Source organism: Methanobacterium sp. BRmetb2 (genome assembly GCA_003491285.1).
Taxonomy (GTDB): Archaea; Methanobacteriota; Methanobacteria; order Methanobacteriales; family Methanobacteriaceae; genus UBA117.
In genome coordinates, this window is sequence record CP022705.1 from 370,811 (window position 1) to 392,064 (window position 21,254).

At 35.2% G+C, this 21,254-nt stretch carries 25 protein-coding genes; 10 read left to right on the forward strand and 15 right to left on the reverse strand.

The window, feature by feature from the left end:
• Positions 1-27: 27 nt before the first annotated feature.
• From CIT01_01760 to CIT01_01800, 9 genes are all read right to left on the reverse strand, one after another.
• Complete coding sequence (locus tag CIT01_01760) at positions 28-1,239, reverse strand: hypothetical protein (protein AXV37018.1); 1,212 nt, start codon at positions 1,237-1,239, stop codon at positions 28-30.
• A gap of 96 nt (positions 1,240-1,335) precedes the next feature.
• Positions 1,336-1,902 carry a phosphatase PAP2 family protein gene (locus CIT01_01765; protein ID AXV37019.1) on the reverse strand — a complete coding sequence of 189 codons (567 nt, stop codon included), beginning with the start codon at positions 1,900-1,902 and terminating at the stop codon, positions 1,336-1,338.
• Positions 1,903-2,132: 230 nt separating this feature from the next.
• Positions 2,133-3,176: an aspartate-semialdehyde dehydrogenase gene (asd, locus tag CIT01_01770; GenBank protein ID AXV37020.1), complete on the reverse strand. Its 1,044-nt coding sequence runs from the start codon at positions 3,174-3,176 to the stop codon at positions 2,133-2,135.
• 103 nt (positions 3,177-3,279) lie between these two features.
• Positions 3,280-4,101 carry a 4-hydroxy-tetrahydrodipicolinate reductase gene (gene dapB, locus CIT01_01775; protein AXV37021.1) on the reverse strand — a complete coding sequence of 274 codons (822 nt, stop codon included), beginning with the start codon at positions 4,099-4,101 and terminating at the stop codon, positions 3,280-3,282.
• A 129-nt stretch (positions 4,102-4,230) separates the two neighbouring features.
• The gene (locus CIT01_01780) at positions 4,231-5,124 is read right to left on the reverse strand and encodes a 4-hydroxy-tetrahydrodipicolinate synthase (protein ID AXV37022.1); all 894 of its coding nucleotides are present in this window, start codon (positions 5,122-5,124) and stop codon (positions 4,231-4,233) included.
• Positions 5,121-6,341 carry an aspartate kinase gene (locus CIT01_01785; protein ID AXV37023.1) on the reverse strand — a complete coding sequence of 407 codons (1,221 nt, stop codon included), beginning with the start codon at positions 6,339-6,341 and terminating at the stop codon, positions 5,121-5,123. Before CIT01_01785 ends, CIT01_01780 begins: the two co-directional genes overlap by 4 nt.
• Positions 6,342-6,417: 76 nt before the next feature.
• On the reverse strand, positions 6,418-6,606 hold the full coding sequence (locus CIT01_01790) for a 30S ribosomal protein S17e (GenBank protein AXV37024.1): 189 nt from the start codon (positions 6,604-6,606) through the stop codon (positions 6,418-6,420).
• Position 6,607: 1 nt separating this feature from the next.
• A complete protein-coding gene (locus tag CIT01_01795; protein AXV37025.1) occupies positions 6,608-6,904 on the reverse strand; it encodes a chorismate mutase in 297 nt (98 codons plus the stop codon).
• Between the two features lies 1 nt (position 6,905).
• The gene (locus CIT01_01800; protein AXV37026.1) at positions 6,906-7,766 is read right to left on the reverse strand and encodes a shikimate kinase; all 861 of its coding nucleotides are present in this window, start codon (positions 7,764-7,766) and stop codon (positions 6,906-6,908) included.
• A 205-nt stretch (positions 7,767-7,971) separates the two neighbouring features.
• Between CIT01_01800 and sppA the strand changes: the two genes are divergently transcribed.
• The 9 genes from sppA (at position 7,972) to CIT01_01845 (ending at position 15,910) form a co-directional block, all read left to right on the forward strand.
• Positions 7,972-8,886 (forward strand): signal peptide peptidase SppA, encoded by a 915-nt coding sequence (sppA, locus tag CIT01_01805; GenBank protein AXV37027.1) that lies wholly within the window; start codon positions 7,972-7,974, stop codon positions 8,884-8,886.
• A gap of 95 nt (positions 8,887-8,981) precedes the next feature.
• Positions 8,982-9,239 carry a thioredoxin gene (locus CIT01_01810; GenBank protein AXV37028.1) on the forward strand — a complete coding sequence of 86 codons (258 nt, stop codon included), beginning with the start codon at positions 8,982-8,984 and terminating at the stop codon, positions 9,237-9,239.
• Between the two features lie 20 nt (positions 9,240-9,259).
• Positions 9,260-10,333, forward strand: a complete 1,074-nt coding sequence (gene cbiD, locus CIT01_01815) for a cobalamin biosynthesis protein CbiD (protein ID AXV37029.1) — start codon at positions 9,260-9,262, stop codon at positions 10,331-10,333.
• A gap of 11 nt (positions 10,334-10,344) precedes the next feature.
• Positions 10,345-11,451, forward strand: coding sequence for a glycosyl transferase family 1 (locus CIT01_01820; GenBank protein AXV37030.1), 1,107 nt, complete (start codon positions 10,345-10,347; stop codon positions 11,449-11,451).
• A gap of 151 nt (positions 11,452-11,602) precedes the next feature.
• Entirely contained in the window at positions 11,603-12,085 is a 483-nt protein-coding gene (locus tag CIT01_01825; protein AXV37031.1) for a cyclic pyranopterin monophosphate synthase MoaC, read from the forward strand.
• Positions 12,086-12,098: 13 nt separating this feature from the next.
• Positions 12,099-12,617 carry a hypothetical protein gene (locus tag CIT01_01830; GenBank protein AXV37032.1) on the forward strand — a complete coding sequence of 173 codons (519 nt, stop codon included), beginning with the start codon at positions 12,099-12,101 and terminating at the stop codon, positions 12,615-12,617.
• 106 nt (positions 12,618-12,723) lie between these two features.
• Positions 12,724-14,793, forward strand: coding sequence for a DEAD/DEAH box helicase (locus tag CIT01_01835; GenBank protein ID AXV37033.1), 2,070 nt, complete (start codon positions 12,724-12,726; stop codon positions 14,791-14,793).
• Positions 14,794-14,825: 32 nt separating this feature from the next.
• Positions 14,826-15,356 carry a hypothetical protein gene (locus CIT01_01840; GenBank protein ID AXV37034.1) on the forward strand — a complete coding sequence of 177 codons (531 nt, stop codon included), beginning with the start codon at positions 14,826-14,828 and terminating at the stop codon, positions 15,354-15,356.
• Positions 15,357-15,367: 11 nt separating this feature from the next.
• Positions 15,368-15,910: a hypothetical protein gene (locus tag CIT01_01845; protein AXV37035.1), complete on the forward strand. Its 543-nt coding sequence runs from the start codon at positions 15,368-15,370 to the stop codon at positions 15,908-15,910.
• Positions 15,911-15,980: 70 nt separating this feature from the next.
• Here the strand turns inward: CIT01_01845 and CIT01_01850 are convergent, their stop codons facing one another.
• The 3 genes from CIT01_01850 to CIT01_01860 form a co-directional block, all read right to left on the reverse strand.
• Positions 15,981-16,637, reverse strand: a complete 657-nt coding sequence (locus CIT01_01850) for a hypothetical protein (protein ID AXV37036.1) — start codon at positions 16,635-16,637, stop codon at positions 15,981-15,983.
• A gap of 302 nt (positions 16,638-16,939) precedes the next feature.
• Entirely contained in the window at positions 16,940-17,734 is a 795-nt protein-coding gene (locus tag CIT01_01855; GenBank protein ID AXV37037.1) for a 4Fe-4S ferredoxin, read from the reverse strand.
• 31 nt (positions 17,735-17,765) lie between these two features.
• A complete protein-coding gene (locus CIT01_01860; protein ID AXV37038.1) occupies positions 17,766-18,368 on the reverse strand; it encodes a TetR family transcriptional regulator in 603 nt (200 codons plus the stop codon).
• Positions 18,369-18,556: 188 nt separating this feature from the next.
• Here CIT01_01860 and CIT01_01865 point away from each other — a divergent pair, with 188 nt between their 5' ends.
• The gene (locus CIT01_01865; GenBank protein ID AXV37039.1) at positions 18,557-19,924 is read left to right on the forward strand and encodes a hypothetical protein; all 1,368 of its coding nucleotides are present in this window, start codon (positions 18,557-18,559) and stop codon (positions 19,922-19,924) included.
• A gap of 83 nt (positions 19,925-20,007) precedes the next feature.
• Here the strand turns inward: CIT01_01865 and CIT01_01870 are convergent, their stop codons facing one another.
• The 3 genes from CIT01_01870 to CIT01_01880 all read right to left on the reverse strand — a co-directional run bounded on the left by CIT01_01870 (position 20,008) and on the right by CIT01_01880 (position 21,216).
• On the reverse strand, positions 20,008-20,481 hold the full coding sequence (locus CIT01_01870; protein ID AXV37040.1) for a hypothetical protein: 474 nt from the start codon (positions 20,479-20,481) through the stop codon (positions 20,008-20,010).
• Between the two features lie 110 nt (positions 20,482-20,591).
• Positions 20,592-20,885, reverse strand: coding sequence for a hypothetical protein (locus tag CIT01_01875; protein ID AXV37041.1), 294 nt, complete (start codon positions 20,883-20,885; stop codon positions 20,592-20,594).
• Positions 20,886-20,928: 43 nt separating this feature from the next.
• On the reverse strand, positions 20,929-21,216 hold the full coding sequence (locus CIT01_01880; protein AXV37042.1) for a hypothetical protein: 288 nt from the start codon (positions 21,214-21,216) through the stop codon (positions 20,929-20,931).
• Positions 21,217-21,254: the final 38 nt, after the last annotated feature.

Genomic DNA, 21,254 nt, shown 5'->3' on the forward strand with positions numbered 1-21,254 from the left:
AATTTAATATCCTTGAAAATATTACAATTATTTCTTCTGTTTCTTCCAGAATAATTCCTCATTCTTTTTATAAGATTTAATATAGTCTTTTCGTTCCAAATTCTTTAAAATAAAGTTGAAATTATCGTAGGATAACTCTTTAAAGGCTATCTGGGTAATTTGGGAGTGGAGATCTTTGGTGGATCCCTCTTCAAAGGGTAGAAGTTGGTAGACTTGCGACTGGAAGGAGGTTAGATCTTTTTTTGGTTTAGCAGTTAATAATTCGAAATACTTCTTAATCTCTTCCAATTCTTTCAGATCATCAGATTCGGTATTAACAAGCGTAGGTACTTTTTCTACAGGTATATTCTTTAATTGTTTTTCTTTTTCGTCTAAATTCTCTTTTAAACTGGTTATTTCATTTTCTTTTTGAAGTAAGTCCTTTTTAAGGATGGTGATTTTTGAATTTTTATTTTTAAGTTCTTTATTAAACCCCGATAATTCCTTTTCCAACTTATTTATCTTATCATTAAATCCAACCAGTTTAGATTCAAGTTTAGCTACAGTTTCACCCTTATCTTCACTTTCAGAGTCTTCCAGTTCTTTTTGTAATTTGTTGATTTGAAGTTCTTTTTTCTCAAGGAGATTTTTCAGTTCATCAATATTTTCAGAGCGTCTTTCCAGATCATAAACCCTAGAGTTTTTCTGTTCAATCTCTTCCATGAGTCCCGATAATTCCTTTTCTTTCTCTTTTAATTTTTGTTTAACGTTTTTAATCTCTGAATCCTTAGCCTCAATTTTGTTTTGGAATTTTTCTTTGAGATTTTTGATTTGAATTTCTAAGTCCTCTCTAACCTTGGCTATAACCTGATTTTTATCTTCCATATCCCGTTCAAAGTCTTCTTTTAACTGTTTAATATGTGAATCTTTATCTTCAACTGTTTTTTTAATAAAAGTTCCTTTATCTTCTAGAGATTTTGCAATATCTCTTTCTTTGTCCAGTTTTGCTTTCAGGTCCGAAATGTGTGATTCTTTGATCTGCAGTTTTTCCTGTAATCCAATTATTTCCACTTCTTTCCTCTCAAGTTCGAGTTGAGTGTCTTTAAATTTTCCTATCATTTCTGGATCTTCAATTTCCCCTACCTCATCCGAGCCTTCCTTGCATTTTTTAAGATCCATTTTTAGTTTGCTTATCTCCAGGAGACATGCTTTAACTAACTCCTTCAACTGCTCCTTTTCTTTATCCTTTAGAAACTGCATTGTATCACACTCATGCCTACTTGGAAACTAAAATTTAACATTGCATATCATATCTGGAAACTAAAAGTTACCTACTATAAATTTGGAAACTGTATTCTAACTCACTTTGTTAATTAATTTATCTTTCATCCTTAAAATGTTATCCTCATATCTCAAGACCAATAATGAACATAGTATTCCAATTACTGCACCGATCACTACATCAAAGGGGTAATGGACTCCTATGTATATTCTGGAAAATCCAACCAGAAATGCAAATAGTAACAATGGGATTAGATAGCCATATTTCAGTCCAATAATAGTGCATCCAATAAATGATGCTGCAGAATGTCCAGAAGGTAAGGAATATCCTCCTATAAAGATGAAAAATCGTATTTCATCCAGCACTGTGTAGGGTCGAGGCCGGGCAAAGCCCATCTTCAAAAGTTCAGTTATAACGTAACCTAAAATCAAAGCTATAATAATTAGTAAAGCAGTATTTCTCCCTTTTTCGCCTCTGAAAATAAATAAGTAAATACATATTAACACCCAAAATATCTGGGTACCAGCAATAGTAATGACCGGCATTATCACATCAAGAAAATGGTTATGTATCTGCACATTAATTAAATAGAAAATGGAAACATCAAGCTCGGTCAAAGTCAGGGTCAAATTGTTTAACATTTATTTCCACTCTCTTTTTAAAAATTGGTTTTAACTTTTATAATCCACTGTTTTAAATTTATAATAATATATAACTTTTATAATCCATTCATTTAAACTTTCAATAAAAGTTTTTTAATGGTCTCTTTTAAATAAAAAAATATAATATGGATTTTGTTAAATAATAAAAAGTTAAAACCCAAAAAAAGTAAGAATTAGTAGAGCAAAGATTAAATACTCTACCTTAAAGTTCACAATATCTCATTTATTAACTCTGCGTTAAGTATAGATGCTCCTGCAGCACCTCTTACAGTATTATGTCCAACCAATATGTATTTCAGGTTTTGTTCAAATACTGGATCTTTTCTAACTCTGCCAACTACAACTGACATTCCGTTTCCTTCATTTCTATCCATTCGTGGTTGCGGCCGGTCATCTTCCTCCCTTATTACAACTGGCTGTGGGGGAGCAGAGTATAACTCCAGTTTTTGAGGCAGTCCTTTAAAGTTGTTGAATGATTTTTTAACATCATCCACATCAAAATCATCCTCAAATTCTATGAAAACTGCTTCAGTGTGCCCATCCAAAACTGAAACCCGGTGACAGGAAGTACTCACCCCAAAAGAGGCAGGAGTAACCACACCTTCATCGATATCTCCCAGAAGATGCAGAGTTTCAGATTCCATTTTTTCCTCTTCCTCACCAATATATGGGACCAGATTGTCAATTATGGCCATAGATGGCACTCCGTTGTATCCTGCACCAGATACAGCTTGCATAGTTGATACATATACCCTTTTTATGTCAAAACGGTCATACAATGGTTTTAAGGTTATGGTTAAGGCTATGGTTGAACAGTTCGGATTAGTTACAATAAAACCATCCCATCCCCTGTTTTTCTGTTGAATTTCAATCAAATCCAGATGCTCTGGGTTCACCTCAGGGATTACCAACGGAACATCAGGTTCCATCCTCATGGCACTAGCATTGGAGGCAACTACACAGGATTCGGCAAATTTTGGTTCAACAATAGCTGCTGTATCTGCGGGTAGGGCAGAAAATACTATGTCCACATCTTTTACCTCAGCAGGATCAGTATCCACTACTATTGTGTCTTTTACCACATCTGGTATTTTAGTGTCTAAATGCCAGGTTACTGCATCTTCATATCTTTTTCCTGCTGATCTTTTTGAGGCAGTTAAGGCAGTTATCTCAAATTTAGGATGATCTGCCAATAGTTGTATGAATCTTTGTCCTACCATTCCAGTTGCTCCAAGAATACCCACGTTTACCATTTTATCACCTGTTCTATTATTTTTAATAATTTATTAAATCTCACCACTTAAAGATTATTACTACTTAATAATTTTTTAATTAATACATCCCTTTATCATTTTATTATTTAAACCCCAATACATCTGCCATATCACTTATTTTTCCCGAATCTGCATCTTTAATAAATCTTAAAGCCTTTATAACACCACTGACAAATGCCTGTCTGCTATGAGCCCGATGGACAATCTCTAATCTCTCACCATCACCGGCAAATAGTACCAGATGATCACCCACAATATCTCCACCTCTAACTGCATGCACACCGATTTCTTCAGGTTTTCGGGCTCCGACCATTCCAGATCTCCCATAAACTCCAACATCATTAACATCCCTGTCTAATTGTTGGGCTATTATCTCTGATGCTCTGACTGCTGTTCCTGACGGTGCATCTGCCTTGTATTTGTGGTGGGCTTCAATGATTTCCACATCGTAGTCACTTAAAATAGGAGCTAAATCCTCTAATATTTTAAAGAAAACATTTACTCCCACGGCCATGTTAGGTGCTATAACTGCCTTGATATTATTGTTGGTTACAGCGGCCTGAATTTCAGCCAGCTGTTGGTCTGAAAATCCTGTGGTTCCTACCACTAGATTTACGTTGTTTGACGCAGTAGTTTTTATGGTTTCAACTGCTGCATCAGCTATGGTAAAATCAACAAGGATATCTGCCTTACTTTCCTTTAAAACCGGACCCAAATTCTGGGAACCATTGACTGGCACATCTAAAGTGCCAATGCCTATTAATTCTCCCACGTCTTTTCCCTCTAAAGGAGTATTTGGAGCTTCTATTGCAGCTACTATTTCCATATCTTTCTGTTCTAAGATGGTCTTAATTATTTTGGACCCCATTCTTCCACATGCACCTGTTACAGCCACTTTTATCATTTTACCATTCTCCATTTATAATAATTATAAAAAAGTGAATAAAATTAGTAGAGATTTATTAAGACCAAGATTTGCGAGATTAAAGTCAAAATAAATCGGAATATTGTAAACTACCCTCATATCCCAAGATTAGAGTAGTGAAAGTTTTTGAAGAACCTTCTTTAGTTCTTCTTTATCTTGATCCTTTAAAGGAGCAAGGGGCATTCTAACATGACCTGCTGGTCTTCCAATCATGTTTAATGATTCTTTGGCAGGTACTGGGTTGCTTTCAATAAATAGTACTTTCATAAGATCATATATCTCATAATGGATATCCATAGCTCTTTGGAAATCTCCTTCCAAAGCTGATTGTACCATAGCACTCATCCGAGCCGGGTCAACGTTGGCAACTACACTTATAACTCCTTTTGCTCCCATGGATATCATAGGCAGTGTGAGATTATCGTTTCCACTAATTACACGAAAATCGTCTTCACGTCCAATTTCTTGGAGCTTTTTCATGATCATGGATACTTTGTCCAGATCAGGGCTGGCCTCTTTAATAGCCACAAAATTATCCATTTGAGCAATTTGGCCAATAGTTTCCACATCTATATCAGTACCAGTACGTGAGGGTACATTGTAAATTATTATAGGAATTTCAGTTGAGTTTGCAAGCATTTTATAGTGCTCATAAAGCCCATGCGGCTGTGGTTTATTATAATAAGGAGTAATAACTAACGCAGCATCGGCTCCTGCTTTTTCAGCATATTTAACCAGATCCAGTGCTTCTTTAGATGAGTTACTTCCAGCTCCAGCTACAGTTATGACTCTACCACCCACTTCATCTATTAAGATGTCGATCATCTTTTTCTGTTCGTCGTGAGTTATGGTAGCAGACTCCCCCGTAGTTCCGGCAGCTAACAATCCATTTACACCGTTTTCTATCAAATAATTTATGTTCTGTCGCATCCCTGCTTCATCCACTCCATCATCTTGTGTAAATGGAGTAACCATTGCAACTGTTGTTCCTTCTATTTTCATTTTAAGACACCCCTTACAAGTTCATAAGCTTTTTTACCATCTTTTCCATCAACAAAAATAACAACTGAAGTTTGACTTGATGATATTTCCACAATATTAATATTGTCTTTACATAAAGGTCCTGTGATTTCAGTGATTATCCCTGGAGTGTCAATAAAATCTGGACTGGTTACAGTTATCATAGATATTTCTATACCCAGTGATAGAGAACTCAAATTCTCATTTTCCACCACCACTTCGTGTAATACTTCGTGGGCTTTTTCGGCCTCTTCACTATTAACAAAGAAAGTGATGGAATTTTGGCCAGTTGACACTCCATAAATGTTTATATCATTTTTAGAAAGAGTATGGGCTAGTTCGGCTAATATTCCAGTTTTGGTCAGAATTTCCTCACCAACCACAGCAATCACAGATATTGGATCAGCATTTAAGGCGGTTGTTTTCAGCATCTCATTTTTTGATGGCCCTATAATTTCAGTTCCAGGTGCTGAAAGATCACCATGCTCGTATCCAATTATTTTAGCATTAATTTTAGGATCTTTATATTTTAGGGCATGAGGATGCAGTACCTGTGCTCCGTGCGTTGCCAAATCCCTCATCTCTTCCACGGATATTTTTTCAAGCTTTTTTGCTGTATGCAACTTGTTGGGATCAGTGGACATGACCCCGCCTACATCAGTTACAATTATAACTTCGTCGGCTTTAAGACAGTGGCCCAATAAAAAGGCAGTTATATCGCTTCCTCCCCTTCCTAGGGTGGTGATATAACCATTTTCATCTCTTCCTAAAAATCCACATATGACTGGTATGATTCCTTGGTCGAGCATCTTCATTAATTCTCTGCAATTCTTCTCAGTCATTGCAAAATTAACCTTTGCATTTAAAAGGTCGCTGTTGGTTATTATGGGCCATTTATCCATATAAGGATCAATATATTCGGATTTCACACCAAGTGATTCGATTGCAGAAGATATTACCCTCACGCTAGTCATTTCACCCATTGAAACAATTTCAGCAAGCTGTTTTTCTGTTACAGACTTTTCCATGGCCTCATCTACAATGTTTAAGAGTTCGTCGGTTGTTTTATTGATTGCAGATACCACTACTACTACCTTCTTACCCTTCATGTATTCATTAACCACAGCTTGAGCTGCTTTTTTTATTTTTTTGCCATTTCCAATGGATGTTCCTCCGAATTTGGCCACTATTAATTCCATTAACCTTCACAACCTTATATAAGTTAAATTTATAAAAAATTTATAGCATATAATGAGTTATTCTAAGAGAGTTGTTCTAAGAACGTTGACTCATTAACCTTGTAACATAACCAGCTATTTTGTTACGTAAATGTTTGGTACTCACCGTTGAATATTCTTGTACTAATATTTTGTTTTCATCGAAATCTGCAGTGAATCTACCTGGATGAGTCTCGATTAATTCTTTAGCCATTCTCTTTACAAATGAAGTTCTAATGTTACCCATTTTATTTTCTCCTTAAAATTTTTTCTTGTTCATTCTTATTTAAATCTGTCAATATTTCCATAACTTTACTGAGATATTTCTCTTCTATATTATTTATCTCAGCAATTTTTTTAGTTTTTTCTTGGATGTAATATTCACGTTTTTTATCTTCTATATCCATATCCAAAACTATTTTGGCATTAGCGACATCTCTGGCGAGAGATGTACGCTCACTTATAAGATACAGGATCTCTTCATCTATCCTGTCAATCTCCTTTCTTGATTTTTCAAGAAGTCTGAGAGCATCTGATTTATCCAATCTAAATCACCATTGTGCCTTCATTATCTACCTCGGTTAATATAATGTTTCCCGGGTAAGAATCCCACGCTTCTTCAACTTTATGACAACTTTCCTCATCAACCACGGCTACAAAGGATGGTCCTGTACCTGACAATCCAGACGCTACCGCACCCGAATTTAAGGCATCTAAAGCAATATTAGGATCAAATCCAAGCGCTGCACAATATAAAAGTCCATTTAAAGTTAGAGCATTAAAAACATTACCTTTCAAAGCTTCATCAAAGGCAATTTTTACCCATGGCGAAAGAAGCTTCATTCTATTAACATCTGATTGTGAGGTTAGTGATTTTTTATCCGGCATATATATTAATATGTTTTGTTTTTCCAGCACATCATGGCGAATAATACTCCTTTTCATATTATCAGTTATAGTGAGCCCGCCAAAGTATGAAGCAGTAGCATCGTCAAACGCTCCAGTAATGGTCACACCAGCCTCTAGAGAAGCATCAATTCCCATGTTAACTAGATCAAGGTCATTAATATCATCTTTAAAACCAAATTCTTCCTTAATTGCATAGCTCGTGGCCATAACCACCGCATTGGAGGTTGCACTACTGCTGGAAAGACCCGAAGCCATGGGGAGAGTGGAGTGAGTTTTAACTCTAACGCCGGTTTCTACCTTGAATCTTTCCAGGACCTTCTGCACACACAGATCCATTAGTAATGTGTCAACTGGCTCATCAGAGGTGCATTTAATCTTTGATGATCGCAGTTCCACCTCAGCAGTAACATAAAGTCCTATTCCAAATGCTGAACCAAATCCCGTGGATATGGCATTAATTACAGTAGCTGAACCTGGAGATTGAACAGTTTTATTCAAATCAAATCACCTTTTTTATAACAATACATTATGATCAACCAAAATATCACCATTTTGGAAAAATCCTAAGATTAATAAGATCAACCCAATTATAAGAATAATTAGTATTAAATAGACCCCTATTATGATTAATTATTTATACTTTAGAATACACTTATTGAAACACCAAGTATTGACAATAAAATTTGATAAGTAATGTGATAGCATGAATAAAAATACTAAACATCTTGTAATTATAATTGGTGGATTAATTGTATTATCCCTTATTACTACTGTATTCTTAACATATATAGGTAGTTTTTTTGGAACTTCATTTGGAGGTACAGTGGCTGTTATACCCCTCCAGGGCGAAATAGGGTATAGTTCCTCTGATATTTTAGGGGGAACAGTAGTCGACCCTGAAACGATAAAAACACTTATTCATGATGCTGAAAATGATATAAATGTGAAAGCTATCGTTTTAGAAATAAATAGTGGGGGTGGAAGTCCAGTTGCCAGTGAAGAAATAATGGAAGCTGTTAAAGACTGTAAAAAACCAGTTGTTGTTTGGATAAGTGATGTAGGTGCATCAGGAGCATACCTTGCCGCATCTCCTGCAGATAAGATAATTGCCAGTCAATCATCTATAGTAGGAAGTATTGGAGTTATTTTAAGCCTGACCAATCTTTCTGACCTCTACCAAAAACTTGGAATTAACCAAACTGCCATTACTGGTGGAAAATATAAAGATATAGGTGCTGATTATAGGGAATTAACTTCTGAGGAGAGGAAAATGCTCCAAGAAATGGTGGATGAAGATTATGACCACTTCATCAGCCTCGTGGCAGAAAACCGTAATTTAACCAAGAAATACGTTGAAAGTATAGCTGAAGGAAAGATATACACGGGTACCCAGGCTAAAAATAATAAATTAATCGATGCAGTGGGAAACAAGAACTATGCATTGGATGAAGCAGCTAAAATGGGAGGAATTGTAGGACCCTATGATGTGGTTACATTAACACCCCCCGCATCCTTTGAAGAAATGCTTGCTGGCTTTTCATCAAAAATCGCCTATTCCCTTGGTAAAGGTATTGGAGAATTTATGGAACAAGGCACAATTGAGTATGTATTCCGATAAATGGGTGCAAATTATAAAAAGGTTTATCCAATAAGTAAAATTTAAGTATTAATACTATTTAAATTTCAGACGTTCAAAATTATGGAGGAACAAAAATGGTAGTAAAAGTAGAAGTATTCACATCACCTACATGCCCATACTGTCCTATGGCCATAGAAGTGGTGGACGCAGCTAAAAAAGATTTAGGAGACTCAATTGAAGTTGAAAAAATCGATATTATGCAAGATCGTGAAAAAGCCATAGAATATGGTTTAATGGCAGTTCCAGCAATTGCTATAAATGGTGTTGTAAAATTTGTTGGTGCTCCTTCATTAGAAGAGCTAATGGCTGCTCTTAAAGAAGATATGAATTAAAATTTATTATTAGAGTTAAAATGGAAAGATTTAATAAATCCCCAAATAAGGAGATTGAATTTGGCATAACCACAGGGACTGCGGCTGCGGCTGCATCTCTCGCGGCTTTTTTAGCCATAAAAAATAAAACTATTTCTTTTGTAGATATTAAAACACCAGTTGGTATCCTTAAAATTGATGTTGCTAATTTTAAATGTTTGGATGAAAAATCAGGGCAAGCATGTATTTTAAAAAAATCATATAATGATCCTGATGTAACCAAAAATATGAAAATATGTGCCCAGGTAAAAATTATTGACCAACCACAGATAATCATAAAAGGAGGTAAAGGTGTGGGTACCATCACTAAACCTGGACTCCAAGTACCTGTTGGTGAAGCAGCCATCAATCCAACACCCCAATCCATAATTGAAGAAAATTTAAAACTATTTTTAGAAAAAAATCAAGGTTTAGAGGTAATTATTAGTGCACCTAACGGAGAGGAAATAGCTAAAAAGACCATGAATCCCCGCCTGGGTATAATAGGAGGCATATCCATTCTTGGAACTACCGGTATTGCCAGACCCATGTCATCTAAAGCTTACATGGAATCTCTGACTTGCCAAATTGACGTAGCTTTGGCCCAGGGGTATGACCAGTTAATTTTTGTACCCGGTAATATTGGACAGAAACTGGCCTTAAAGATTTTAACTAAAGAAGAAGATCAGATTGTGCAGATGAGTAACTTTGTAGGGTATATGTTAAAAGAAGCCGCCCATAAAGGTGTTAAAAATATCATTTTAATGGGACATGCTGGTAAACTGGTAAAAATTGCAGCAGGAATATTTAACACCAAAAATAGCATAGCCGATGGAAGAGCAGAAATAATTGCAGCATATGCTGGACTGGTTGGTGCTCCTCAAGATATAATAAAAAAGGTATTTGAATCTAAAACCACTGAGGATATGATCGAAATTTTAAATGAGAAAGATCTAGTAAAAGAGGTTTTCAACTCCATTGCAGAATCCATTAAATATAAATGCGAGAAAAGATTTTCCATTAATTTTGAAGTAATTATTGTAAGGATGGATGGAACCATCCTAAACTCTATTTAGCGGTGTTAACAATGAAAATATGTATGGTTGGACATTTCCCCCCACACATTGGAGGTGTTTCATCCTACACATATCTCTTATCCCTTGAATTGGTTAAAAGAGGAGATAAAGTATATGTTCTCACCTATCCCCATAGTGAGTTAACCAGTAACGCCTATTTAAATGGGGGAAGTGTTCCTAAAAACAACTTAAAGAGCATCCATATAGAAAATGCATTCGCCCCTAATATTAAGGGCCTGAGAGGTACTATTTTCACTATTACGGCAAGTTTCAAGTTAATGAGGATGGTTAAAAAATATAAAATTGACTTGATACATGCTCACTATATCATGCCCCCTGGTTTAATAGCAGTTATAGTAGGTAAACTGTTAAAAACTCCGGTTGTCCTTACCATCCATGGATCTGACATTTTTCGTCTGAGCCGTAAATCAATACTAAAACCCCTGATAAGATATATTTTAAGAAATAGCAGTCAAATATTTGCAGTAAGTGAAGCCGTTAAAAGTGAAGTAATACAACTAGAAAGAGACCTGGAGGATAAGATAGAGGTTACTTGGAATGCAGTGGACTTGAAAAAATTCAATCCCCAAAATGACAGTTCATTCAGGGAAGAATTGAATCTTGAACCAGGAAAACCATTAATACTTTTTGTGGGAAACTTGGTGGCTCAAAAAGGGGTTAAATATTTAATTGAAGCCAAAAAATTTTTTAAAAATGATTCATACTTGGTAATCGTTGGTAGCGGTCCGTTGCAAAGAGAACTCAAAGCCATGGTTGAATATGAAGGTCTAAAATACGTGAAATTCGTAAATGCACGAGATGACATAGAAAAAATAATGCCACAAGCAGATGTGCTGGTTCTACCTTCCACATCAGAAAGCTTTGGAATAGTTTTACTGGAGGCCTTGGCCTCGGGTGTTCCAATTGTTGCAACAAATGTAGGGGGTATCCCTGAGATAGTTACAGGTGATGTGGGGATAATTGTGGAACCTAGAAATCCGGTGGCAATTGCCGAAGCTGTGGATAAAATCTTGTCTGATCCCCAATTAAAAAGTGAATTTAAAAGTAACGCTCGTAAACGGGCTTTTAAATATTCAAAACTGGAAATTCCTTACTAATTAGATTATACTAACAAATTGTCCAGTTCCCCTAAAAAAAGTAATTATTGATTTTTTTAAAATTTTAAGATTAATTATCTTTAAAGTGATAGTCAATTTTATTATACTGGTTAACCAAGAATTATCCATAGAATTATTTTAAGGTGACCAGATGAGTGAAAAAGAATTCACACACCTCTCAGATGAGGGTGTACGTATGGTAGAGGTTGGAGAAAAACCTGTTGTTAGAAGAAAGGCTGTGTCTCGGGGTAAAATATATTTAAAACCCCAAACTATCAAATTAATAGAAAATAATGAAATAAAAAAGGGTAATGTATTAACCACTGCTCAGATTGCTGGAATTAATGCAGTTAAATCAACCCATCATTTGATTCCCCTTTGCCATTCTCTTAAAATCACCGGAATTAATGCCACCTTCCAGGTTGAAAAAGATTTTATAATAGTAGAATTTAGTGTAAGATCATCTGGAAAAACCGGAGTGGAAATGGAAGCCCTGACAGGAGTAAGTGTTGCACTTCTTACTATTTGGGACATGGTTAAAAGTGTGGAAAAGGATGAAAACGGACAGTACCCCTCAACACGTATAACAGATATTGAAGTCATAAAAAAAGAGAAAAGTAAATATTATTTTTAACCAATAATGGGAGATGTCCAAGACGACAGAAAAAAGTGAAAGAGCCCATATCATAAAAAAATTAAGCAAATACAGATCACATCTGAAAGGTAATAGAGAAGATTTACTTCTAAAATTGACTAAATACTATGAAAAAGATGATTCAGAGAAGGAACAGGGCATTTATACTGTTAAAACTGACTTGAAAGATATAAAAAATATAAATTACTCTAATCCCTACGAAACGTACCTGGCGGCCCAAATAAAGATCAGTGAAAAATTACCTCCTATTCTGAATGAGCATATATCTATGCTAGAGGCGGGAAATGACATAGATAAAACACTTGAATCATTCGAATTTGAAGTTTACAAGGTTAAAAAAGATATTTATAGTGATATGAATGAATGGAAATCTATTATAGATCATATACCAGATTATAGATTATTTGAAATTGAATTAAACCCTAAAGGACCGGGAGATTTATTGATTAACGAGTTATTATGGATTAAAGAATATGAGGAAAGATTCGAGAACGGTTCAGAAGATGAATAAATGATGCGTAACTTTCAATTAATATAGTTCAAATAGAGAATTTTCTATATTGAAACTTTTATAAACTACTTTTATTAAATTATATGAAAATAAACGTACTGATACCATGAAAGATATAGACCCTGTTTTAAAAGAGATAATTGGAGAATGTTATCCCACTATTGAAAAATTAAATCCTGCACAAAGGGCAGTTGTAGATTCTGGTTATCTTGATGATGATACTAACTACATTATAGCTATACCCACTGCCAGTGGTAAAACCCTTCTAGGAGTTATGGCTGCTATTAACACAATTTTAAAAGGTGGAAAGGTGGTTTACGGTGTTCCCCTATTATCTATCCAGAACGAGAAGGTTAAAGAATTTAAAGAACTGGAAAAACATGGCATTAAAGTGGGAAAACATCCCAAATCTTCAGACTTGGCAGTAATGGTCTTTGAATCATTTGATGCTCTAACCCGATTTTCATGGAACACCTTGCACGAGGTGGACCTCTTGATTGTGGATGAATTCCACATGATAGGAGAGTACTCCAGAGGTCCTACCATCGAATGTGCCATAAGCAGATCCAATATAATAAATCCATCCATGAGAATTATAGCACTTTCTGCTACACTAAAAAATCTTAATGAATTATCAGATTGGATGGAGGCCCATGTGGTTGAGCATGACTACCGACCAGTACCACTGCACAAGGACGTGCTAACCACTGAAGAGATGGGAGTAAAAAACAAGAACGAAGTAGTACTGAAAGTGTTGAATCATAGTATAGAAGACGAATCCCAGATTTTAGTATTTGTTTCCACCAGAAGATTCACCGAATCCCTGGCAAATAACATAGCTGGAAAAATAAAACGAAAAATTCCATCTGATAAGAAAAAAGCCTTTAAAAATGTGGCTAAAAAGATATTAGACGTGCCTCAGAGGCGGGGATCCCGGCCTACTACAATTTGTTTGAAACTGGCAGAATGCGTGGAAAATGGTGTGGCTTTCCACCATGCAGGACTCTTTAATGAACAAAGAGAGATTATAGAGGATGAATTCCGGGCGGGAAATTTGTACATGATAACTGCTACCCCCAGTTTAATGTACGGAGTGAATTTACCATCTAAAAATGTGATAATAAGAGATTACACCCGCTGGACCAATCAAGGTCCACAAAATATACCTGTATTTGACTACGAGCAGATGTCAGGACGTGCTGGCAGGCCCCAATATGACAGCGAAGGATACTCCTACCTTATAGCAAAGAGTCTAGACGAAGCCTACAACCTTAAGGACTATTATGTTTATGGTGAAGTAGAAGCCACCAATTCCAAACTATTAGAAAACAAGGACGCAGTTTACCGGCAGATAATTGCCCAGGTAGCATCTAAATTATCAAATAATCAGACAAAAATACTGGACTTTTTTAACCAAACCTTCTATGGTTACCAGATGGTTCATAATGAGTATATGAGTGTTTTTGCCGCAGAAAGCATGGAATATGAAATCAACACAGCCCTAGAATTTTTGATACAAAATGGAATAATTCAACCCACCCCTGAAGGACTTAAAACAACAGATTTTGGGACTCTTATCGCCAAAACCAATTACTCCGTGGAAAGCGCAGTTCGCCTAAAAGAATTTGCTCTCCAGGGAGAATTTGATATCTACAAACTTATATACGAGATCTCAAAAACTCCGGACATGCCAAAAATCGCATTCAAAGGCCGTAAGAGCAAGGAGCCCGTCCGGGATAAATTGAATAATAAAGGAATATTCGTTGTTGACACAGGACTGGCAGAAGCCACTGCTGCCACGTTAATAGAGTGGATTGACGAGCGAACTGAGTACCAGATTGAAAATGCATTCAATGTTTATGCAGCAGCCACAAGACGTGCAGCCTATGAAGCATCTCAAATGATAAAGTTCTACAGAGATATCTGTCAGGTTTTTGGTATCTATTCTTATACAGACAAACTGGATAAACTATCGGCCCGGTTGTACTATGGTGTAAAAGACGATGTAATATCATTAGTAGTTAGTGTTAAAAGGCTGGGTAGAAAACGGGCACGGGCACTGTGTAATACCTTTGGCAGTGATTTGAGCTATGTTTCTAAAGAGGAACTCATGAAAGTTGAGGGTATAGGACCTAAAATCGCTGAATCAATAAAAAAGAAGTTTAATGCCGAATGACAAAATTGAAAATATTTTTACGGAAGATTTAAATGCTTTGGACTGATAAAATTGATTTTTTAGATACTAAACAGGATCTTTTAGTATTCTTAAAACTAGATATGAAGAATATTCATATTTCTGACGTGATGAGGGCCTGTGGATTTCTATTAGAAGAAGCAAAATTTGTACAACCAAAATATGCAGATAAATTTATCAAATCATATGTTGAAGGTTTTATTTTAAGAGTAAAAGAACTAAAAGATGATAATAATAAATATAAAGGTTCCCTCAATATGGGAGAACTTCAAGATTCCATGCAACTTTTAGATGATCAGGAAAAACTGGTGATTAAAGTTCGTTCTGTAGATTCTCATTTCTTCAAGATTTATAAAATCATTTCCCTTTACACTACTTATATATTGGAGGAACCTATCCATATAGTGGGAACACCATTTCCTGGTGGATTTGAGGTTAAATATGAAAATGGGGATTATTACTGTCCTGTGAAAGACAAACAGAAGGATAATCCCAATGCAGTGTGTGGATTCTGTATTGCTATTCAAGATGAAGACATAATTTAGGATGATCATTTATGAATAAAATAGATGAAATTGATTTAGATAAAAAAATCCTTAAAATGGACCTTCTAAATATCTTAAAGAAGGAAGCCTCCTATATCAATATAAATGATATTATGAGGGCCAGCGCCTTTCTAAGGGAAGATGCCAAGTACATGCAAAAAAAGTATCGGGAAGATTATATTAAAAGATTTACCGATGCCTTCTTCAGGAGACTGCGGGAACTTAAAGATGACAGAATAAAATATGAGAGCTATGTGGATAATCAAAAACTTAAGGAAATGTTAGAAATACTCCACCTCCAGGAAAAAGAAGCTCTTGAAAGAAATGATAACAATGAATTACCTTTTATAAAGATTGCTAAGATTATTCCAGTATACACCACATTCATAAAAGAGGAATCAATACATCCAGTAGGTACCAGTTTTCCGGGGGGTTTTAGACTACGTTATAAGGATGGAGTGTTCCTATGTCCAGTTAAAGAGAAACAATTAAAAACACCCAGTGCACTTTGCCGGTTTTGTGTGAGTGTGCAGGATAAAAGTGTAAAAGACTAAAACTAGTTGAAAATTATCTGGAATTTTACCAAAATAAATCATCAATTTTAAAAAAATGTTTAGGAAAATTTCATCCCTTAACTCTCAACCTTACCCAGTCTTCTCCCCGGCTGGTAAGATATCCTCCCAGTGCCACCAGGTAGAGAAGTACAGGATATGCAAGTAATCTTTCAGCTCCGCCATCACCCAAAGTTGCTATCAATGGATTTCCAGTTCCATCACCGAATATGAACAAGGATATTATAACTAAAAGTGCGGTAAATCCCAGTATCATGGATATTATGACCATTGGTATGTTAAGACCTAATCTGTAGGAAAAAATTGAGGCTAAGCTTCCAAAAATAAAGGTCATCATGGCAAAAAATACATGTGGCCCGCCGGTGTACCCGGGAAATAGTCCAACTCCTATTGTCCCCACTGCCATCAGGGCCAAACACGCTGAAAACAGTCGGCAACCACCACTTTTTAATATTAAATACACTGCTGCCAGGGCTAAAATTCCCATTAAAGTTACGCTAACATTGAATATTGTAGCAGAAGGTTCCACCGGTACAACAGTGCCCCCCAGATCACTTAATGTATTGTCAGCTGTACTGTAACCTGGAAACTGGGTCTCGGCTATGGTCACTGCCATAAAAAACTGTATAAATGCTACCATCAATATTATACCAGCTATTTTATAGTAATTTATTTCTGGTTTGAATATGCTTCCCCTTTGAATCTCCATAATCTCACCCCTAAATAATTATATTTAAGTCCTTGACTGAATAATTTGATTATAATTAACTATGTGTAATACATAATTAATAGATGGCGGTTTAATTTTAACAGCAGTTTTTTCTAGATAAGTTGAAGAACATCCTAAAATTAAAGCCATGTGTTACTAGCATGAAAAAACTGGGAAAACGACGATGGTAGCATATTCAAGTTGAGGTTGGATTCTTCGCCATCAGCACTTCAAGCTTATAAAAATCAGATAAAAATGGATTTTTCGTGAAAAATGCATTATTGAGTTAATAATTATATTAATCAATCTGAATTAGTTCTAAGAAGATCTTTAGCCTTAACTGCGCGATAAGTTTTGCCTTTATAATTAAATGAAGGTGATATTGCACCATTGGAACAAAAAGAGGTACATCTTAAACAGTATTCGCAATTTATTAAACTAACTGGATATTTGCCTTCACTCCATTGGATATTATTTACTGGACATAACTCTGCACACAAACCGCATTTACTGCATTTTTCTTCATTTACTTTTATATGGAAATATTTTTGATTGATATGGGAATGGGTTAATTTCAAACCTAAAATGGAAGCATAATAAATGGCATCTGATAGTACGGGTACTCTTCCCCACCGGGACCTTCCTTCAATTATATCCCATGCATATTTTCCAGCTTCAACCAGTCCTTTTTCAACTTTTTCCTTATTTGTTGATTCATCCTGGATATAAAATATATTAGGAGGCATTATTATTTCTTTTGCACCAATAGGGGTGTATCCTTTCTTTTTGACTATCACTCTGAGGGGGCCTACCATACCTCCAGAAAAGCCTGCCAAAGTGTCTACCATGAATATTTTAGTACCTTGAGATTTAGGCAGATTCTTGATAAATTTCCATACAAAACTAAAGGTAGAAAATTCTGCAACAGGAAATCCCAAGCCAATAGTATGATTCAAATTTATATCATTGGGACTGGAATCTTCAATCCGAAACAACCTGGTTTCAACACTATTTTTTTTAAATATTTCAGTCATTTTTTTAATCACAAGGTAAGTGTTTCCTGTGCCTGAAAAGTAGTAAAAATCAATATTTTTCATCTAATCAACCTAATCTACCATTTTACTCTAATTAACTTATCTTAATCCCAATTTCTATTGGTTTTATAAATTTATCTTCAAAATGTGGAATTACATCCTCCAGTTTTAAATTATCATCTACGATCATGTAACTTAAAATACCGTCCAGGGCTGCAACTAAGGTTAAAGCACTGGTTCGAGTATTATGAGATTTAAATTCGCCAGATTGAACTCCACAAGAAAACATTTCTTCAAAATATTTAAAATAATCTCTGGTAAATCTTTGATAATATCCTAAAAGTTCAGGCTTGTCCAAAATTTTGGCTACAGACAAAAATATGATAGTAAACTCTTGGGGATGATTTATCCAGTAATTGAGATAATTTTCAATGAAAAAAAGGAGTCTTTCTTTTACTGATCCTGATTTAAGGGCCTGGACCATGATTTTTTCTATATTCTTGCTTATCTTTTCATTGACAAACATTAAGATCAAGTCTTTGCTTTTAAAGTGATAATAAAGTCCACCTTTACTTACTCCTGCCCTTTGGGCTATGGCTTCCATAGAAGTGTTTTCATAGCCTTTTTCCAGAAATTCATCTACTGCAGCCTGGGTTATTTCTTCTATCCTTTTTTCTCTTGATTTTTTTATGGTCATAATATCTCTTACATACCGACAGTCGGTATTTATGTTTTACTTACATATAAAATGTTCCATACCCTAAAATTAATCAGGCCTCATAATTATAATGAACATCCATAATCCAGAAAGGATTCGAATTAGGGCTATAACAAATGGAAAAATGTTTAAAACAGATATCAAAAATGTATTAAATGGTGTGATTAGTGAATAACAATCAAAAAATCCCATTGTTAATAGTATCTATTGGAGCATTTTTAATCCCATTTATGGGAACTGCCCTGAACATAGCCGTTCCTTCCATTGGAATGGAATTCATGTTGGATGCCCTGTTTGTAACTTGGATACCCACCTCATTCATACTGGGTAACGCCGCATTCATACTGGTTTTTGGAAAAATTGGTGATATATACGGGCGCAAAAGAATATTTCAGTATGGCGTTTTGATTTTTACATTGGCATCAATAGTAGCTTTATTTAGTAACTCCAGTGTTGTACTATTAATATCTGTTTTTTTCACAGGCTTGGGATCTTCCATGATCTATGCTAATGCCGTGGCCATTTTAAGTTCAGTTTTCAAAACTGGACAAAGAGGAGGGGCTTTGGGGGCCTATGTGACTGCTGTATACGCCGGAATTTTAGCTGGTTCCATACTTGGCGGTTTTCTTACAACTTCACTAGGTTGGAGAAGCATATTTCTATTTGTACTATCTTTAGGATTCTTCTTACTACTCCTGATCCTCTGGAAATTTCCTCAAGATTGGAGAGATGCCGAAGGAGACAGATTTGATTATAAAGGAGCATTTATTTATTTACTATCAATACTGGTTATCATGTATGGAATCTCATTTATTAACAGCTATCAAGGCATTTTATCAATTATTTTAGGATTAATGGGTTTAATACTTTTTGCATGGTGGGAGTTGAAGTTTGAAACTCCTATTTTAAATATAAACCTGTTTAGAAACAGGATTTTCGCAATTTCCACCGTTACCATATTAATTATGCAAATTTCTACCTCGGCCATGTGGTTTCTTCTTAGTTTTTATCTGCAGTCAGTGAAATTAATTTCACCAGATTTAACAGGATTAATTCTGGTTATACAACCTTTAGCCGTGGTTTTATTGTCCATTTACACTGGTGTTCTCTCAGATAAGATCAAAGTTAACGCTGTGCCCACAGCCGGACTTATATTAACTTCTCTAGGACTCTTAATATTTGCAAATTTAAATGGAAAATCACCGGTAGAATTTTTAGTTCTGGGTTTAATTTTGGTTGGTGCAGGAGTTGCTCTTTTTTCGTCCCCAATTACCAATGCCACCATGAGCTCTGTTTCCAAAAAATATTATGGAATGGCATCAGCCACTGTCTCCAACATGGTTTTTACGGGTCAATTACTGAGTATGGGTGTGGTCATAATGATATTCAGCATTTCCATGGGAACTTCTGTACTATCAAGGGTCAGTGCTGAATGTTTTTTAAGATGTATGAATACTATTTTCTTAATATTCACCATACTTTCATTGGGAGGGGTTATACTAACCCTACCTCTTTTAAGAAAGAAAAAAGAGTAACTAATATTTAAAAAATACAATAAGAAAAATCTTTAAGAATGACTTCAATTTCAAAGAAAACCATTATAAACTAATGAAAAACACTAAAAATTATCCCAATTCAAATTTTCACGGATAACTGAAATTATTTTTGCTCTAAATTTTAGAGATAAATCCAACTTGTCGTCCTGGGCCGTTAAAGTACTCTTACCAAAGCAGGGATCATTAAATACTACTCCATGAAATTCTACCGGGTCACGGTAACGGGGAATCAAGTGCCAGTGCACTTGAGGATGTGGTGGGAGCTTAATATAAGCCGTGTTTAGAAGACATCCCCAATTGAACATGGTTACATTGAAAGCCTTTTTTAAACCAGATTCTAAAAGCCGGACAATTTGTTTAAACTCTTTCCACTCATCTGGGGTTAATGATGATAATAAATTTGCTTTCCTTTTCAGGGCCACCACACATGTACCCAGATTTTTCTGGTCACGGTCAAGGAATACGATCCAGTACTTGGTTTGGGTAATAAAATCAATAGGGCCGTGATTCAGTCGTTCTAAAAATTCATATTCCATTTATAAACCTATTCCATTTTACTAATCAATTTTTTAAGAAAAATATTATAAAATGTAGGACATTTAATTATAGCCAAAACAAATTTAATTAAAAATTATACGATGGCTTTTTATCCTCCACCATCGCATAATTCAGAACTCATATCAACATCTTCTAAGTTCTGCTTCATTTTATCAATTTTGGACTTGATATCCTCTTCTTTGACTTTTTTAGTTTTTGATTTTTCTATTTTATCCAATACTTCCAGGTATTCACTGTTGTACCACAGATCATTTTCCATTTTTGCCCATGATCCCTTTTCTTCAATTTTGACGTCGAATACTTCGCCTATAGTTCCGGTTCCAGAATATATAACATGTGAACCTTTTGAAATTGGTTTTCCACGTGCATCAGTAATTTCCATAAAAACACCCCCATTGATTATGTTGATTATATATGATTGAAATTCAATCCTCTTCTATTTCTAATTTAGTTGTTTCTGGTTCTTCTTCAGATTCTTCCATTCTATTTTCTATTTCTTTCAGGTCAATGGTTAGAACTACATAATCTCCAATTTTATCCAGTTCTTCCGGGGTTACCACGAAACTCTTAACCCAAGGAGGTATTTCTCCTTCGGATATTGTAATATTAGTTATTAACCCTTCTGCAGGTTTTACAACCATGTCTGTTACTTTGCCAACATTATTAGCAGTTTTATCAAGAACTTTTTTCCCTAAAAATTCGCTTACTTCCATTAAAACACCTATTAATATTCTATATATTGGAATATATA